Below are 16807 nucleotides of genomic sequence, written 5' to 3' on the forward strand. Positions count from 1 at the left end.
CAGCGGGGATTTTTTGTACAGCGTTCAAACCTCTCAGGCGGTTTTGTACTGATTGCGCGCCTCGGGCGAGCGATACAGCACGAGCGTCGCGATCAGCCCGCAGATCGCGGCGAGTCCCATCCACAGGCCGGGAGCGGCCTTGTTGCCGGTCGTGTGGATCAGGTACGTCGAGATGGCGGGCGTGAAGCCGCCGATGGTCGTCGCGAGGCTATAGGCCATCGAGAATCCGGTCGTGCGCACATCGACGGGCATCACTTCGGTCAGCGCCACCACCATCGCGCCGTTGTAGCTGCCGTACAGGAACGAGAGCCACAGCTCGCACATCAGGAGGCGCAGGAACGACGGATCCGCGACGAGCCATTGCACCACCGGATACGACGTCAGAATGGTGAGAATCGTGAAGACGAGCAACACCGGCCGGCGCCCGACGCGATCGGACAGCGCGCCCATCAGCGGCAGCCAGACCAGATTCGAGATGCCGACGCACACCGTCACGACGAGCGCGTCGATGGCGGACAGCTTCAGCACTTCCTTGCCGAAGGTCGGCGTGTAGGCGGTGATCATGTAGAACGACACCGTCGTCATGATGACCATGCCCATGCCGGCAATCACGATGCCCCAGTTCTGCGCGATCGAACGCGCGATCTCGCCCATGCTCGGACGATGCTTCTTCGCGAGAAACTCGTCGGTTTCACGCAGCGAGCGGCGGATGATGAAAAGGAACGGCACGATCAGACAGCCGATCAGGAACGGCACGCGCCAGCCCCAGGCGGTCATCTGCTCGGGCGGCAGGAGGCGGTTCATCACGACGCCGATCAGCGCGGCGAACACGACGGCGACCTGCTGGCTGCCCGACTGCCACGAACAATAGAAACCCTTGTTGCCCTTGGTCGCGATCTCGGACAGATACACCGACACGCCGCCTAACTCCACGCCGGCCGAAAAGCCTTGCAGTAGCCGCCCGCCCAGCACGATGATCGGCGCGAGCGCACCGATGGTCGCATAGCCCGGCACGAGCGCGACGCACGCGGTGCCGACCGCCATCAGCCCGAGCGTGAGGATGAGACCTTTGCGCCGCCCGTGATGGTCGATATACGCGCCGAGCACGATCGCGCCGACCGGGCGCATCAAAAAGCCCGCGCCGAAGACGGACAGCGCGAGCATCAGCGACGCGAAGTCGTTGCCGCTTGGAAAATAGGTTTTGGCGATCGCGGACGCGTAATAGCCGTAGACCATGAAATCGTACATTTCAAGGAAGTTTCCGCTGACGACGCGAAATACCGTCTTGAACTTGGATTCATTGGCGGGTGCTACGTGGGCTGAGGACATGACTTTCTCGAAAGAGCTTGGGGGCGCACTTCAGTGTGTTGCGCGGTCGCAAGAACCGTACATGGCCGTCTGGCATGAGCGGTCTGTTATTTTTGGAAATGCGATTGGAGTCGATTCTAACGCCGCGCCGCCCGCGACTGTACACAACTTCGCTCAATATCGCCGAACTCAAGCTTAAAATACGATTACAAACACCTAACTCCAAGCCAACGATGGACCAGAACATGAACGCAAGCGTTTCGCTGCGCCCGGCGACCGTCGATGACACCGCACTCATCGCATCGATGCATGCGCGGAGCTGGGCATCGGCATATCGGGGCATCCTGCCGGATACGTATCTCGATCGCGATCTGGATGCGGAACGCGCCGCCCACTGGCAGACGCGCATGAAGGACGTCGCTGACGGCGCGGCGAGCGTGTTCATCGCGGAGCACGCGGGAATGCCGGTCGGCTTCATCTGCCTCGTCGAGCCGGACGCGGCGGGCAGCGTGCTCGTCGACAATCTGCACACGCTGCCGGGATATCGCGGCCTCGGCATCGGCACGGCGATGCTCGACGAAGCGGCGCGCTGGGCCCGTGCGCGCGGGGCGCGGGAGTTGTTTCTGTCGGTGCTCGAACAAAACGCGGCGGCGATCGTTTTCTACGAATCGCGCGGCTGGCGGCCTACTGCGCGCGAAGCGGACCACATGGCGGGCATCGATGTCTTTTCGCTGCGATACGCCTATCCACTCGACCAAACAAAAGAAGGCGAATAGGTCAATAAGCATTCCTGTCAAAAATTGACAATAGGAATGTTCTGGTCGTCGGGGACGTAACCGTTTCGTATGATCGCGGGTCGTAATTTCGGCCATCCTCGCGCCGAACCCGCGCTGCCGTCTCATGCATTGCGTTGGTCCGGGCGAGTTGTCCCGTTGCCCATGCCCGGGCGCATGCATGTGGAATCTTCATGTCCGAACCCTTGATCGTAGTGGAAGGCAATTTGCGTCTGCCGGCGCTGCGCGCGCTGACGGATCCGTCCTTGAACTTCGGTTGCGAGTGGTCGCCCGCACGCACGCGCCCCGTTCAAACGAAGTCGGAATTCGCGCTCTTCGCCGCGCGCTTTCTCACCGCCTATGTCCCGGCGCTCGGCCTGTCCGAGGTCGGTTCACCGTATCGCGCCGCGAGCTTGTGGGGCGTCTTCGCGAAGGAAGATACGCCGCGCTCGATGTTGCATCTGATGCAGGGCCTGGATGCCTCCGCCAATGCCGGCGAAGCGCAGCCGGACCCTATCCATCTGGCGGTCGGCGCCGTCGCGGGCACGCCGAAGTTTCGCTTCAGCAAGCCGGTCGCCACCGCGATTGCGGCCGCCTGCGGCCTGCTCATCGTGTGGCTGCTGTTCGGCCATGAGACCGCTCCTCAGGACGACGCGCACGTCGCGCCTGCCGCGAAAATCGCGGTAGCCGCTCAGCCCGCCGAGGTCGAACCGGTGCAAACACCCGTCAACGCAGCGGCAGCAACCACGCCGGATGAACAGCCGAAGCTCGCGCCGGCATCGGCCGCGCTTGCCAAGGCAGACGCCGATGGGCCCGTCATTCGCAATCCTGAGGCCGGTCCCGTCGCGCCGGCGGCAATGGCATCGGCGGAGCCGAAGCACGTCGATCGCGTGCCGGCCGTGTCGGCAGCGCAAACGAAGCCGGCTGCCGAACGCGCTCATGCATCACGCGAGCGCGTGGTGAAGAAGGACAATACGCGTCGCGCGCAGACGGCGCCCGTCGAAAAAATCGCGAAGCAGAAACCCGCGTCGCGCACACGCGCAACGGCGGATGAAAGCATTGCCAGCCTGCCCGCGAAGCAGAAGTCCAAGCCGCGTACACACGTGGCACCGGTCGACACCATCGCGCGTCGCGTGCAACCGGCGCCGGTCGAACACGTCGCGGACCAACTCGTGAAGCGCGAAACCGTGAGGCGCACGCGCGTGACACCGGCCGACACAATCGCAAGCCGGCCTTCGAACGCTTCCCTGTCGATGGACCCGACCACGCTCTACTCGATGCTCCAGCATTCACCGACACTCGACAGCAACGCGGCATCGTCCGGCGGCGGTGCTGCGAAAGGCGCGCGATAAGCAGCACAACGCGCACCGTCAGCACGATTCAACCTTTCCGGCCAAGACGCCAACATGAAGCAACTACGTTATCTCCGTTACGCGACGCTCGCGCTCGCCCTGTCCCTCTGCGGTCTCTTCGCGCCGTTCACGAACACGTTCGCCGCGGCCGCCCAAGCCGCGCCCGAAGACCTCTCCGACCTGAACGCCAATTCGAACGCGCCGCGCGTCGAAGGCAACATCGCCGAATTGCAGACGCTCGTGCAGGCGGGCGGCCTCACGGAACTGCGCTCGACGCGCAACGGCAGCTACGGCGCCCGCCTCTTCTTCCTCGGGCAGGACATGCTGTACTACGTCGCGCTGTCGCAGGATGCGCACTGGTGGCGCGTCGTGAAGACACAGGATGCGGTCCGCGCGGAATCGATCTACGCGCAGTTCTCGCGCAAGAGCTTCGAACTGGCCGATGGCGAAGTTCGCCGCACGCAATTGCAGGCGCAGAAGGCGCTGCTCGACCGCGTGATCGCGAAATCGGCGGATCGCGCGAACCGCCTCACCGCCGATCTCGAACTCGCGCAGCAGCAGGATTCGCAAGTGTCGCAACGTCAGCAGCAACTGCAGGCCGAATCGGCCGTGCTGCAGACGGACAAGCTCGAAGCCGAACGCAAGCTGCGCACGCTGCAATTGCAGGTCGAACAGCTTCAGAAGCAGACGGAAGCCGGACTCGCGCCGGTGAATGTGCCGGTGAATGTGCCGCTATCGCGCTGATATCGCTGATCTCGGCAATACGCGCTCGAAATGCGAAGAAGGCCCGCTCGAACCGAGCGGGCCTTCTTGTTTCGCAACCTGCCGAAACGCGCTTCGTGTCAGAAAGGCATCAGAAGCGGGTTTCACGCGCGACGCGCAGGAACGTATCGAGCAGCGGCGTGCAATCGAGCAGTTCCGCGCCGCCCGCGCGGTGAAACTCCGGATGCCACTGCACGCCGACGACGAACGGCGCCTTGCGGTAACGCACCGCCTCGATGATGCCATCCGACGCCGACACCGCCTCGATGTTCAGATCGCGCCCGATCGTCTTCACCGCCTGATGGTGGATCGAATTGACGATCGCCTCGCGCTGATTCGGGAACATGTTGACGAGCGTGGAGCCATCGGGAAAGCGGATCGAATGGCGATGCTGATCGTATTGCTCGTTGACGTGGATGCCGGCCGTGGGCACATCGGTGGCGATATCGCCGTAGAGCGTGCCGCCGAACGCCACGTTGATGAGCTGACAGCCGCGGCACACGCCGAGCACCGGCTTGCCCGACTCGATGAACTCATGCAGCAGTTCCAGCTCGTACATGTCGCGCACGCGGTCGCCGGGCCATTCGGGACGCGTCGTCACTTCCTCGTAGGATTGCGGCGACACGTCCGCGCCGCCTTGCAGCAGCAGGCCGTCGAGATGCTTCGCATAGTCGCGCAGACGGATGTTGCTCGTGTGCAGCATGCCCTGATTGCCGACGGTCGGAATCATGAACACGAGCACGTCGCGCGACATCACCCAATGCGCGATGGATTCCTCCAGATATTGCAGCGTCTTGCCGCGCAAGCCTTTCGCGCCGGGCTCCGGATGAAAGATTCGCGCGGACACGCCGATGCGCAACGTGCGCTGCGTCATCCGCTGTCCCGCGCGATCGAAAATCTGCCGCGCGCGCGCCGCGATCACACGGCCGAACACGGACCACGCCGAGTCGGATTGCTTGAGATACGCCGGTTGAGCCTGCGTGGCCGTCTGTTCGGCCGCGGGCAGCGGCGGCGGATTGAGCTTGCCGAAGTCCGGCGCCTGGGTGAATTCGGGCGGCAGAACGGTGGCGCGGCCGGTCGGGGAATCGGACGAGGCGGATTGCGAGTTGGCGGTGCTGGCGGCTTCGGCGTCGGTCGCGGCTTCGAAATTTTCGGCGAGACTCGGGCGCGGTTTGACGGATGCGCGCTGCGTCTCGTGCACCGCGGCTTCCTGCGCGGCCGTCGCGCTCGCCGCCGATGCCCGCGCGTCGCGGGCGTCCTGGAGCGCTTCGTCGCGCCGGGCCTGCGCGACATCGACCGGTTCGACGTTCGACGCGCTCGATGGCGCATCCGTCGATGCCCGTTCGGTCGCGCTCGCCTTCGGGCCGGGCGCGGAGGCCGCTGCCGCCGCGTCGGGCGGCGCCGTGGGATTTGCGCTTCGTGGGGCGGCTTGTGAATCGGCGCCGCTGTGGCGGGCGTCGGTGCTGCTTGCGTCGTTGGACGTTTTGTTATCGCTCATTCTTGATTCAGGCGCTCGAACGCCAGGTGGAGAATGGACAAATTCCGATTATCCGCCTCAGACCAGCACGGGGCAAACCAGCACACATTTGGTCACATTGGCTCACATTATCGCGGGAACCATCCGCACGCCGCTGTCAGGGCTATCCCGTGAGGCATGCCGTCAATGGTCGCGCGGCTCCTCGAAGGTTTCGCGCAAGGCGATCTGCATCGTCGCGTGGATTTTCACGCACCAGCGCCACAGCACCGTCAGCAGGAGCGCGACGCAAACGAGCACGCCGACCATCAGGCCGAACGGAGGCAGAATGCCGCCCGACAGCGCCGCGACGAGCAGAAAGACACCGAACATCGCGACGATCGGAATGAGCCCGGAAATGGCCGAACGGATCGCGCGCGTGAAGCGCCCTGCTTTCGCGGGCTGCACGCTCACTTCGGCGAGCAAAAGCGCGAGCGATTCGAGCTTGCGATACACCGCGACCAGAAACGGCAGCGCGACCACGAGCGCGGCGCTCCACAGCACGACGCGCTGCGCGTTGTCCGATTCCAGCCAGCGCGCGAGATAGCCCGACGCGAACGGCGCGGAATACGATGCGCCGAGAAAGATCGCCGCGACAAGTGCGAGATTCACCGCGATCTGCAGGACGATGCGCCGTGTCATCGAGAAGAGCGTCGGGCCGCCGGACGCGGGCGTCAGGCTCGCGAGCCACTGCGAATACAGGCCGAAGGTATTCGCGAGCGGCGCGGGCATGGCGCGCGAGAGGCGCATCGTGAGCGGATCGGCGGCGCGAATCAGGTACGGCGTGAAGAGCGTCGTCAGCGCGGACACGGCTACGGCAATCGGATAAAGAAAGCTGCTCGTGACTTTCAGCGAAAGCCCGAGCGACGCGATGATGAACGAGAACTCGCCGATCTGCGACACGCTCATGCCGACGCGCATCGACGTGCGTCCGTCCTTGCCCGCGAGGAACGTGCCGAGCCCGCACGACACGATCTTGCCGAGCACGACCGCAATGGTGATGACGGCGATCGGCCACGCATAGTCGACGAGCACTGTGGGATTGAGCAGCAGACCAATGGTGACGAAGAAGATCGCGGAGAACATGTCGCGCACCGGCGCGATCAGATGCTCGATACGCACGAGATGCCGCGATTCCGCCATGATCGCGCCGATCAGAAATGCGCCGAGCGCGATCGAGTAATCGAGCTTCACGACGAGCAGGCAGAAACCGAAGCAGAAGCCGAGCACGGTGACGAGCAGCATCTCGTCGCTCTTCGCCTTCGCGACGTAATTGAGCGCGCGCGGCACCGTGAGAATGCCGACGACGAGCGACACCGTCATGAAAAGCAGCAGCTTGCCGAGCGTCACGACCGCGACGCCCGCGCTCACCGAACCCGTCTGCGCGATGCCGGAGAGCAGCACGAGCATCGCGATCGCGAGTATGTCTTCGACGATCAGAATGCCGAACACGATCTGCGCGAAGTGCTCGCCTTTCATGCCGAGTTCGGAGAGCGCCTTCACGATGATCGTCGTCGACGAGATTGCGAGCATCGCGCCGAGAAAGAGCGAGTCCATCGCGCTCCAGCCGAACCATCGGCCGATCTCATAGCCGACCCAGATCATCAGCACGATTTCCGAGAGCGCGGCGACGAAGGCCGTCGCGCCGACCTTGAAGAGCTTGCGCAAACTGAACTCGAGCCCGAGCGAGAACATCAGGAACACGACGCCGAGCTCGCCGAGCGTCTGAATGGTCGCTTCGTCGTGAATGAGATTGAACGGCGGCGTGTATGGCCCGATGATCACGCCCGCGGCGATATAGCCCAGCACGACCGGCTGCCGCAGACGGTGAAACAGCACCGTGACGACGCCCGCAATGGCCATGATCACCGCGAGATCCTGAATAAAGCCGATCGCGTGATGCATCAACTATTTCCTTACAAATTAATTATGGATCAGCCGATGTTACCCCACGCGCGGAGAATTCCTGCCTTCTGACAAGCGATGCGCTTAAAAATAGCGATGACGGCGCGCATCGCGCTGGTGCATGAAAAAAACAAAGGCCCGCGCGAATGAACGGCGGGCCTCGGACAGCGATGAAAAAAACGCGGCGCTCAGACAGCCGCTTCGTTTTCCTCGCCGGTGCGGATGCGGATCACGCGTTCGACATCGGCGACGAAGATCTTGCCGTCGCCGATCTTGCCGGTGCGCGCGGCGCCGATGATCGCATCGATGACCTGATCGGTTTGATCGTTCGCGACGACAACTTCGATCTTCACCTTCGGCAGGAAATCGACGACATACTCTGCACCACGATAAAGCTCGGTATGCCCCTTCTGGCGGCCAAAGCCCTTCACTTCCGTGACCGTGAGACCCGTGAGGCCCACTTCGGCGAGCGCTTCGCGGACTTCGTCGAGCTTGAACGGTTTGATGATGGCGGTGATGCGTTTCATGGCGTGCCTCGCGTAATGATCGATTCAAGGGGTTCGAAAAAACGTCGTGTCCCGAGCGGGACAGATGTTTTCGATTCTAGCCGCGTTTCATCGAGCAAGCGGTCCGTATATGCGCGAGGAAGTCGGATATCACTCTTTCGCCGGCACGCGTTCGAGGTCCGCGAGCCACACGGTAGCCTGTCCGTCGCTCGGCGCGCGCCAGTCGCCGCGCGGCGAGAGCGAGCCGCCCGAGCCGACCTTCGGCGCGTTCGGTATACATGAGCGCTTGAACTGGCTCGTGCGGAAAAAACGGTCCAGAAAGATCCGCAGATTCTTGCGGATTTCGGCGAGGCCGTATTGATTGCGCGCGACGGTCGGACCTTCGGGCCACGCGCCCGCATCGCGATCGCGCCACGCATGCAGCGCGAGAAACGCGACCTTCGTTGGTGCAAAGCCGAAGCGCAACGTGTAATACAGATTGAAGTCCTGCAGTTCGTACGGCCCGATGACGCTCTCCGTCTTCTGCTCCACGACGCCGCTCGTCTTGCCGGGGATGAGTTCCGGGCTGATATCGGTGCTCAGGATGTTTTCGAGCACATCGGTGCCGTTGCCGCCGATCTGTCCCGACTCCGCGACCCAGCGCACCAGATGCGTGATCAAGGTCTTGGGCACGCTCGCGTTCACGTTGTAGTGCGACATGTGATCGCCCACTCCGTAGGTGCACCAACCAAGTGCCAGCTCGCTCAGATCGCCCGTGCCGACGACGATCGCGTTGTTCAAATTCGCGAGCCGGAACAGATGGCTCGTGCGCTCGCCGGCCTGCACGTTCTCATACGTGATGTCGTATTGCTCGGCGCCGGTGCTGTGCGGATGGCCGATGTCGGAGAGCATCTGCACGCAGCTCGGACGAATGTCGATTTCGCTCGCCGTGCAGCCGACGACTTCCATCAGCTCGCGCGCCTGCTTCAGCGTGCGGTCACTAGTCGCGAAGCCGGGCATCGTATAGGCGAGGATGTTCGAGCGCGGCAGGCCGAGACGGTCCATCGCTTTCGCGCACACGAGCAGTGCATGCGTGGAGTCGAGCCCGCCCGATATGCCGATGACCACCTTCGACATCCCCGACGACTGCAGCCGCTGCAAAAGCGCCTGCACCTGAATGTTGTAGACCTCGTTGCAGCGTTCGTCGCGGCGGGCGGCGTCGGCGGGCACGTACGGAAAGCGCGCGACGCGGCGTTCGAGCGGCAGCTTTTCGTCGGCGGGAACGGAGAGCGGAAATTCGATCACGTCGAACTGGGCGACTTCATCGGCGTGGCGGTGCGTCGAGCGGCCAAACGTGGTTTGCCGCATGCGCTCGCGCGAAAGCCGTTCGAGATCGACATCGGCGTAAATGAGGTGCGACGTGTCCGAGAAGCGCGCGGATTCCGCGAGCAGCTCGCCGTTCTCGTAGATGAGACCCTGCCCGTCCCAGGCGAGATCCGTGGACGATTCGCCGTTTCCCGCCGACGTGTACAGATAGGCCGCGACGCAACGCGCCGACTGCTGCCCGACGAGCTGATGCCGATACGCCGACTTCCCCACGACGATATTCGACGCCGACAGATTCACGAGCACGGTCGCGCCCGCGAGCGCCGCGAACGACGACGGCGGAATGGGCACCCACACGTCCTCGCAGATTTCGACGTGGAAACGGAAAAGCGGCAGATCCCTGATCTGAAACAGCAGCGACGCGCCGAACGGCACGGCCTGACCGCACAGCGTGACGGTGTTGGTGGCGGCGGCATCGGCGGGGCTGAACTGACGCGCCTCGTAGAACTCGCCGTAGTTCGGCAAATAACTCTTCGGCACGACGCCGCGAATGAAGCCGTCGGCGATGACGATCGCGCAGTTGAAGAGCTTGTGCTCGGCGCGGACCGGCGCGCCGACGATCATCGCGATATTCAGTCCCTTCGATGCGTCCAGAATGCTTTGCAGCGCGTCTTCGCAGGCATCGAGCAACGCGCGCTGATGAAAGAGGTCATCGCACGTGTAGGCGGACACGCCGAGCTCGGGAAACGCGACGAGCACCGCGCCGCGCGCGGCGGCTTCTTTCGCGAGTTCGATCGTCCGCGCCGCGTTGTATGCGGGATCGGCGACCTTGCAGGACGGAACGCCGACCGCGACGCGCGCGAAGTCGTGGCTATACAGGTTGAAGAAGTTTCTGCTCATGGTCGACATGGATGTGCGCGTGCGGCGACGGAAAACGTTGCGATAAGAATGCGGCGACAAGCCTCGTCGATTATCGCATTTCAGCTTTTCTTCCTGAACGGCGTGTGGGCTTCGAGCTCTTCGATATGCTGATCCATCGCTTCGGTTTCGGATTCGAGAAACTCGGCGATCGCATGCGCGAAACGCTGATCCGCGATCCAGTGCGCGGACCATGTCGGCGTCGGCAGAAGACCGCGCGACATCTTGTGCACGCCCTGCGCCCCGCCCTCGAAACGCGCAAGTCCGTGCTCGATGCAATACGCGATGCCCTGCATATAGCACGTCTCGAAGTGCAGCCCTGAGACGAACTCGCGCGTGCCCCAGTAGCGGCCGTACATGGTGTCGCCGCCGATCATGTTGAGCGCGCAGGCGAGGCGCGCGCCGTCCGCTTCGGCAATCACGAGCAGCATGCTCTCCGGCGCATCGGCGTGAATCCGGCCGAAAAACTCGCGCGTCAGATACGGCGCGTTCCAGTGCTCGCGATACGTGTTGTCGTAGCAGTCGTAGAAGAAATCGAGCGCGGCTTCGTCGATCTGCGCGCCGCGCAGCCAGGTGTATGTGACGCCCGCGTCCGCCACGCGCCGGCGATCCTGCTTCACCTTTTTGCGCTTGTCGTGACTCATCGTCGCGAGGAAGGCGTCGAAGCTCGCGTAGCCGTCGCCGGGCAGATTCTCCCAGTGGAACTGCACGCCTTCGCGCAGCATGTAGCCTGCATCGGTCAGCGCCTCGACATCCTGCGCGTGCGGAAACAGCACATGCAGCGACGAGAGTTCGAGCCGCCGCGTCAGCTCGATCGCACCACGCGCGAGCAGCACGCGATCTTCATGATGCGCGGCGATGAGGCGCGGTCCCGTCACCGGCGAAAACGGCACGGCGGACAACGCCTTCGGGTAATAACGCAGACCGTGACGCTCGAAGGCATCGGCCCAGGCGTGATCGAACACGTACTCGCCGCGCGAATGCGACTTCAGATACAACGGCATCGCGCCGGCAAATTCGCCGCCGCGCTTCAAGATCAGATGATGCGCACGCCAGCCGGTGCGCTTCACGGCGCATTCCGTCTCCTGCAACGCCGAGAGAAACGCGTGACGCACGAACGGGTTATCGCCGGCGAGCTGGTTCCAGTCGCCGGCGGGAATGTCGGTGAGCGCATCGACCACATGAATTTCGATCTCGCGATTCAACAAGCTACCTCGCTGTGATTGCCCGGCGAGCGCGCCGCGCCCTGTGCACCGCGAAACGCGCCCGAAAGCGGCTATTCTCGCGCAAGTCGCAGCGGCACGCCGAAGCGGACAAAAGCGCCCCGGCGCGGTGCTTTCGGCGATAATGCGCGGCACATCCTTCACCAGCGCCCATCAAACGCGATGCCGTGGTTCCTCTATCTGATCGAATGTGCCGACGGCAGCCTCTACACGGGCATCGCGACGGACGTCGAGGCGCGCTTCACGGCGCACGCAAGCGGCAAGGGCGCGCGCTACACGCGTGCGAGAAAGCCGCTGCGCGTGCTGGCGTCGTTCGAGCTGGCGGGGAGATCGGAGGCGTTGCGGGCGGAATATCGCGTGAAGCAGCTCACCGCGCAGCAAAAGCGCGCGTTGATTGCGGGGGAAAGGACGCTGGAGTCGTTGTTGCCGCAGACCGAGGCAAGCGAAGAAGAATAAAAAAAACGCCGCCGCGTTTCGAGAACGCGGCGGCGCTTCGTCGGAGCAACGCGCTTACTTCTTGAAGTTCGCGACGCCTTCCGAGATTTCCTTGTGAGCGGCGTCGATGCCGGCCCAGCCTTCGACCTTCACCCACTTGCCCTTTTCGAGCGCCTTGTAGTTCTCGAAGAAGTGCTTGATCTGGTCTTTCAGATACTCGGGCACGTCGTCGATCGACTTGATGTTCGCCGTCATCGGGCAAACCTTGTCGTGCGGCACGGCGACGAGCTTCGCGTCCACGCCCGATTCATCGGTCATTTGCAGCATGCCGACTGCACGTGCACGCACGACCGAGCCCGCGAGCAGCGGATACGGCGTGATGACGAGCACGTCGACCGGGTCGCCGTCGCCGGAGAGCGTCTGCGGAATGAAGCCGTAGTTGGCCGGATAGCGCATGCCGGTGCCGACGAAACGGTCGACGACGAGCAGGCCCATGTCCTTATCCGCTTCGTATTTGACCGGATCGCTCTGCGCGGGAATTTCGATGATGACGTTGAAATCCTGCGGGAGGTCCTTGCCGGGAGGTACGTTGTTGAAGCTCATGAGCACTCTCTGGAGAAGTTGAGATCGGAGATGGAAGCGCACGGACGGACGGTCTTTCGCGGCCCGTCGCGCATGGCGGCGCGTGAATACGTCATTATAGCCAATCGGGTCCCGCCGCCCGTCGCGGCCGGCGCGCGGCGGAGGTTGGCGCGATAATCGATTTTCCAAAGCACAGAACCGGTTTCAGGAGACATGCATGGAAGACGCGAAGCATTTCATCGATAACCGCTGGGTCGCGGCGTCGGGCAACGAGACGATTCCCGTCGTCGATCCGTCCGATGGCCAGATTTTTGCGGAGATCGCGCGGGGAAATCCGGCCGATATCGACCGCGCGGTGGCCGCCGCCCGCAAAGCCTTCGACGGCGACTGGGGCGCGACGAGCGCCGCCGAGCGCGGGCGCATGCTCGCGCGCCTGTCGATGCTGATCGCCGCGTGCCACGAGGACATCGCGCAGATCGAGGCGCGCGACACCGGCAAGCCGCTCAAGCAGGCGCGCGCCGACGTCACGGGCATCGCGCGCTATTTCGAGTTCTACGCGGGCGCCGCCGACAAACTGCACGGCGAAACGCTGCCCTATCAGTCCGGTTTCACCGTGCTCACGATCCGCGAGCCGCACGGCGTGACCGGGCATATCGTGCCGTGGAATTATCCGCTGCAGATTTTCGGGCGCAGCGTCGGCGCGGCGCTCGCGACCGGCAATGCGTGCGTCGTGAAGCCGGCGGAGGACGCGTGCCTGTCGCTGTTGCGCGTCGCGGAGCTGGCGGCGGAAGCCGGGCTGCCGGACGGCGCGCTGAACATCGTCACCGGTTACGGGCACGAAGCGGGCGCGGCGCTCGCGCGGCATCCGGGCATCGACCATATTTCCTTCACCGGATCGCCCGCGACGGGCGCGGCCGTGACCAAGATGGCCGCCGACAACCACGTGCCCGTCACGCTGGAGCTGGGCGGCAAATCGCCGCAGATCGTATTCGCCGATGCCGATTTCGACGCCGCCCTGCCCGTGCTCGTCGCCGCGATCGTGCAGAACGCCGGGCAGACGTGCTCGGCGGGCAGCCGCGTGCTGATCGAGCGCGCGGCGTACGAGCCGCTCATCGACCGGCTGTCGCAGGCGTTCGCGGCGCTGAAGGTCGGTCCGAGCAAGCTCGATCTCGACTGCGGCCCGCTCATCAGCGCGAAGCAGCAGCAGCGCGTGTGGGACTATCTGTCCGATGCCCAGCACGACGGCATTCCGATGGCCGCGCACGGCGAAGTCGTCGGCGAGGCGCCCGAAGCGGGATTCTACCAGGCGCCGACCTTGTTGCGCGATGTTCCGCCGACGCACCGTCTCGCGCGCGAGGAAATCTTCGGCCCGGTGCTCGCCGCCATGCCTTTCGACAACGAAGCCGACGCGCTCAGGCTCGCCAACGGCACCGACTACGGCCTGGTCGCCGGCATCTGGACACGCGACGGCGCACGCCAGATGCGCCTTGCGCGCCGCGTGCGCTCGGGGCAGGTGTTCATCAACAACTACGGCGCGGGCGGCGGGATCGAATTGCCTTTCGGCGGCGTGAAGCATTCGGGGCACGGACGCGAGAAAGGCTTCGAGGCGCTGTATGGTTTCACGACGCTCAAGACCATCGCAATCAAACACGGATAACCGGAAAAAGGAGACATGCATGCGACTGCAAGGCAAAACCGTGATCGTGACGGGCGGCGGCTCGGGATTCGGCGAAGGCATCGCGAAGACGTTTGCGCGCGAAGGCGCGAATGTCGTCGTCAACGATCTGAACGGGCCGGCCGCCGAGCGCGTGGCGAGCGAGATCGCGCTCGCTTCGTCGCCGGAAGTGAAGCATGGCCGCGCGATCGCCGTTCAGGGCGACGTCACGAAGCGCGCCGACTGGCAAACGCTCTTCGACGCCGCGATACAGGACTTCGGCAGCGTGCAGGTCGTCGTCAACAACGCGGGCACGACGCACCGTAACAAGCCCGTTCTCGACGTGACCGAGGCCGAGTTCGACCGCGTGTATGCGGTGAACGTGAAGAGCATCTACTGGAGCGTCGAGCAGTTCGTGCCGTATTTCCGCGAGCGGGGCGGCGGCGCGTTCATCAATATCGCGTCGACGGCGGGCGTGCGGCCGCGTCCAGGACTCGTCTGGTACAACGGCAGCAAGGCGGCGGTGATCATCGCGAGCAAGGCGCTGGCGGTCGAACTGGGCGCGGACCGCATCCGCGTGAACTGCATCAATCCGGTGATGGGCGAGACCGCCCTGCTCTCCGAGTTTATGGGCATGGAAGACACGCCCGAGAACCGCCGCAAGTTCCTCGCGACGATCCCGCTCGGCCGCCTCTCGACGCCGCAGGACATCGCGAACGCGGCGCTCTATCTCGCCTCCGACGATGCCGAGTTCATCACCGGTGTCGCGCTCGAAGTGGACGGCGGACGCTGCGTCTGAGCGATGCCCGCGCACGCAGCGCGACGAGCGCGGCGTGCGCCCGAGCATCGGTGCTTTCCCTAGCGGAAACAAGCGCTTGGCGTGGCGGCCGGCGAGCTAGAATCCTTACGCGCCTGTAATCGCGAGCGGGCCCATCCGCTGGTCTGGCGCACACAAAAAATACTGGAGACACGCATCATGGCCAGCACCGCCAATCCCATGCCGCGCCCCGGCGCGGGCACGCCTTCCGCATTCGAGGAAGCGACTTACCGGAAGGTCGTCTGGCGGCTCGCGCCGCTTTTGCTTATCTGTTACGTGGTGGCGTATCTCGACCGCGTGAACGTCGGCTTCGCCAAGCTGCAGATGGCGACCGATCTGCAACTGTCGGATGCGGTGTATGGCTTCGGCGCGGGCATCTTCTTTTTCGGCTATTTCATCTTCGAGATTCCGTCGAACATCATCCTGCATCGCGTCGGCGCGCGGGTGTGGATTGCGCGGATCATGATCACGTGGGGCATCATCTCCGCCCTCACGATGTTCATCACGACGCCGACGATGTTCTACGTCATGCGCTTTCTGCTCGGCGCGGCGGAAGCGGGCTTTTTTCCCGGCATCATTCTTTATCTGACTTACTGGTTTCCGGCGCAGCGGCGCGGGCGCATCACGACGCTGTTCATGACGGCGATCGCGTTGTCCGGTCTGATCGGCGGGCCGATCAGCGGCTGGATCATGGATGCGTTTCACATGAAGAACGGCTGGCACGGCTGGCAATGGCTGCTGCTGCTCGAAGGCATTCCGTCGATCATCGTCGGCGTTGTGGTGTTTCTCAAGCTCGATGACCGTATCGCGAAGGCTTCTTGGCTCACGCAGGAAGAGCGCGAACTGCTCGAACGCAATATCGCGGCGGATAACGTCCAGAAAGAAGATCTGTCGCTCGGCAAGATCCTGTCGAGTCCGAAGGTGTGGCTGATGAGCCTCATCTACTTCTCGTTTGTGATGGGGCTGTATGGCGTGAGCTTCTGGCTGCCGACCATCATCAAGTCGATGGGGATCAAGGATGCGCTGCACGTCGGTCTGCTTTCCGCGATTCCGTACGGCGCGGCGGTGATCGGCATGCTGTATGCGGCGCGTAGCGCGGACCGGTCCGGCGAGCGTCGCTGGCATATCGCGATTCCGGCGTTGATTGGCGCGATTGGGCTTGTGCTGTCGGTGGTGTGGTTCAACAATACCGCGCTGGCGATGCTCGGCCTCACCCTCGCGACGATGGGTATTCTTACTACGCTGCCGCTGTTCTGGAGTCTGCCGACGGCGTTTCTCGCAGGTACCGGCGCGGCTGCCGGGATCGCCATGATCAATTCGCTTGGGAATCTTGCGGGGTTTTTGAGTCCTTATCTTGTGGGGTGGCTCAAGCAGGCCACTGCTTCTAATTCGAGTGGGATGTATATGCTTGCTGGCTTCTTGGTGCTTGGTGCTGTGCTCGTGCTTAGCGTGCCGGCGCGGTTGGTGAATCGGTGAGGTTTTGTTTTGCTTTGGAATTTCGCCGGATCCCGGTTTCTTTTTGGTCTATTGGCTCTGCCCCTGTGCGGGGCGGCAGTCACTTTCTTTGCTGCTGCAAAGAAAGTAACCAAAGAAAGCAGCTTCTCAGGCCCGCGGTCACACGCACTTTGGGTAGTTCTCTCGTCCCAGGCGGCACTCGCCTAAAGAGTGCCCTCGGACGACTAACCGGGCTTGGATCGCGCACGGTCTGACTAGCTAGTCTTTTTATGGCGCTGGTTCAGCACGAAAGAGTTCCG

14 protein-coding genes are annotated in these 16807 nt (G+C 63.6%); 7 read left to right on the forward strand and 7 right to left on the reverse strand.

Translation table 11 applies throughout. The features are described 5' to 3' along the window. Positions 1-33: 33 nt before the first annotated feature. Positions 34-1329, reverse strand: a complete 1296-nt coding sequence (locus AWB76_RS21165; protein WP_061162084.1) for an MFS transporter — start codon at positions 1327-1329, stop codon at positions 34-36. Positions 1330-1553: 224 nt separating this feature from the next. Between AWB76_RS21165 and AWB76_RS21170 the strand changes: the two genes are divergently transcribed. From AWB76_RS21170 to AWB76_RS21180, 3 genes are all read left to right on the forward strand, one after another. Further along, positions 1554-2084 (forward strand): GNAT family N-acetyltransferase, encoded by a 531-nt coding sequence (locus AWB76_RS21170; protein WP_061162116.1) that lies wholly within the window; start codon positions 1554-1556, stop codon positions 2082-2084. A gap of 191 nt (positions 2085-2275) precedes the next feature. Beyond that, complete coding sequence (locus AWB76_RS21175) at positions 2276-3433, forward strand: hypothetical protein (protein WP_157696172.1); 1158 nt, start codon at positions 2276-2278, stop codon at positions 3431-3433. Between the two features lie 54 nt (positions 3434-3487). Further along, a complete protein-coding gene (locus AWB76_RS21180; RefSeq protein ID WP_061162086.1) occupies positions 3488-4177 on the forward strand; it encodes a DUF2968 domain-containing protein in 690 nt (229 codons plus the stop codon). Between the two features lie 109 nt (positions 4178-4286). On the opposite strand, the gene AWB76_RS21185 is transcribed toward AWB76_RS21180, so the two are convergent. The 5 genes from AWB76_RS21185 to AWB76_RS21205 all read right to left on the reverse strand — a co-directional run bounded on the left by AWB76_RS21185 (position 4287) and on the right by AWB76_RS21205 (position 11547). After that, entirely contained in the window at positions 4287-5693 is a 1407-nt protein-coding gene (locus tag AWB76_RS21185; RefSeq protein ID WP_061162087.1) for a gamma-glutamyl-gamma-aminobutyrate hydrolase family protein, read from the reverse strand. A 162-nt stretch (positions 5694-5855) separates the two neighbouring features. Further along, entirely contained in the window at positions 5856-7613 is a 1758-nt protein-coding gene (locus AWB76_RS21190; RefSeq protein WP_061162088.1) for a cation:proton antiporter, read from the reverse strand. A gap of 188 nt (positions 7614-7801) precedes the next feature. Further along, positions 7802-8140 (reverse strand): P-II family nitrogen regulator, encoded by a 339-nt coding sequence (gene glnK / locus AWB76_RS21195; RefSeq protein ID WP_008342452.1) that lies wholly within the window; start codon positions 8138-8140, stop codon positions 7802-7804. Between the two features lie 129 nt (positions 8141-8269). Then, positions 8270-10324, reverse strand: coding sequence for an NAD(+) synthase (locus AWB76_RS21200; protein WP_061162117.1), 2055 nt, complete (start codon positions 10322-10324; stop codon positions 8270-8272). 80 nt (positions 10325-10404) lie between these two features. Beyond that, positions 10405-11547: a GNAT family N-acetyltransferase gene (locus AWB76_RS21205; protein ID WP_061162118.1), complete on the reverse strand. Its 1143-nt coding sequence runs from the start codon at positions 11545-11547 to the stop codon at positions 10405-10407. Positions 11548-11727: 180 nt separating this feature from the next. On the opposite strand from AWB76_RS21205, the gene AWB76_RS21210 reads away from it, so the two are divergent. After that, complete coding sequence (locus AWB76_RS21210; protein WP_061162089.1) at positions 11728-12021, forward strand: GIY-YIG nuclease family protein; 294 nt, start codon at positions 11728-11730, stop codon at positions 12019-12021. A 54-nt stretch (positions 12022-12075) separates the two neighbouring features. Here the strand turns inward: AWB76_RS21210 and ppa are convergent, their stop codons facing one another. Beyond that, a complete protein-coding gene (gene ppa / locus AWB76_RS21215; protein ID WP_061162090.1) occupies positions 12076-12603 on the reverse strand; it encodes an inorganic diphosphatase in 528 nt (175 codons plus the stop codon). 196 nt (positions 12604-12799) lie between these two features. On the opposite strand from ppa, the gene AWB76_RS21220 reads away from it, so the two are divergent. The 3 genes from AWB76_RS21220 (at position 12800) to AWB76_RS21230 (ending at position 16529) form a co-directional block, all read left to right on the forward strand. Then, positions 12800-14239 (forward strand): aldehyde dehydrogenase family protein, encoded by a 1440-nt coding sequence (locus AWB76_RS21220; protein WP_061162091.1) that lies wholly within the window; start codon positions 12800-12802, stop codon positions 14237-14239. A gap of 19 nt (positions 14240-14258) precedes the next feature. Then, on the forward strand, positions 14259-15035 hold the full coding sequence (locus AWB76_RS21225; protein ID WP_061162092.1) for an SDR family oxidoreductase: 777 nt from the start codon (positions 14259-14261) through the stop codon (positions 15033-15035). Positions 15036-15212: 177 nt separating this feature from the next. After that, on the forward strand, positions 15213-16529 hold the full coding sequence (locus tag AWB76_RS21230; RefSeq protein WP_061162093.1) for an MFS transporter: 1317 nt from the start codon (positions 15213-15215) through the stop codon (positions 16527-16529). Positions 16530-16807 lie beyond the last annotated feature (278 nt).

This window comes from Caballeronia temeraria (assembly GCF_001544795.2).
GTDB classification, from domain to species: Bacteria; Pseudomonadota; Gammaproteobacteria; order Burkholderiales; family Burkholderiaceae; genus Caballeronia; species Caballeronia temeraria.

What these genes read in the sequence shown, in the direction of transcription:
- AWB76_RS21165 (WP_061162084.1), bottom strand. Translation starts at nt 1,329, where the DNA reads ATGTCCTCAGCCCACGTAGCACCCGCCAATGAATCCAAGTTCAAGACG.
- AWB76_RS21170 (WP_061162116.1), top strand. Translation starts at nt 1,554, where the DNA reads ATGAACGCAAGCGTTTCGCTGCGCCCGGCGACCGTCGATGACACCGCA.
- AWB76_RS21175 (WP_157696172.1), top strand. Translation starts at nt 2,276, where the DNA reads ATGTCCGAACCCTTGATCGTAGTGGAAGGCAATTTGCGTCTGCCGGCG.
- AWB76_RS21180 (WP_061162086.1), top strand. Translation starts at nt 3,488, where the DNA reads ATGAAGCAACTACGTTATCTCCGTTACGCGACGCTCGCGCTCGCCCTG.
- AWB76_RS21185 (WP_061162087.1), bottom strand. Translation starts at nt 5,693, where the DNA reads ATGAGCGATAACAAAACGTCCAACGACGCAAGCAGCACCGACGCCCGC.
- AWB76_RS21190 (WP_061162088.1), bottom strand. Translation starts at nt 7,613, where the DNA reads ATGCATCACGCGATCGGCTTTATTCAGGATCTCGCGGTGATCATGGCC.
- glnK (WP_008342452.1), bottom strand. Translation starts at nt 8,140, where the DNA reads ATGAAACGCATCACCGCCATCATCAAACCGTTCAAGCTCGACGAAGTC.
- AWB76_RS21200 (WP_061162117.1), bottom strand. Translation starts at nt 10,324, where the DNA reads ATGAGCAGAAACTTCTTCAACCTGTATAGCCACGACTTCGCGCGCGTC.
- AWB76_RS21210 (WP_061162089.1), top strand. Translation starts at nt 11,728, where the DNA reads ATGCCGTGGTTCCTCTATCTGATCGAATGTGCCGACGGCAGCCTCTAC.
- ppa (WP_061162090.1), bottom strand. Translation starts at nt 12,603, where the DNA reads ATGAGCTTCAACAACGTACCTCCCGGCAAGGACCTCCCGCAGGATTTC.
- AWB76_RS21220 (WP_061162091.1), top strand. Translation starts at nt 12,800, where the DNA reads ATGGAAGACGCGAAGCATTTCATCGATAACCGCTGGGTCGCGGCGTCG.
- AWB76_RS21225 (WP_061162092.1), top strand. Translation starts at nt 14,259, where the DNA reads ATGCGACTGCAAGGCAAAACCGTGATCGTGACGGGCGGCGGCTCGGGA.
- AWB76_RS21230 (WP_061162093.1), top strand. Translation starts at nt 15,213, where the DNA reads ATGGCCAGCACCGCCAATCCCATGCCGCGCCCCGGCGCGGGCACGCCT.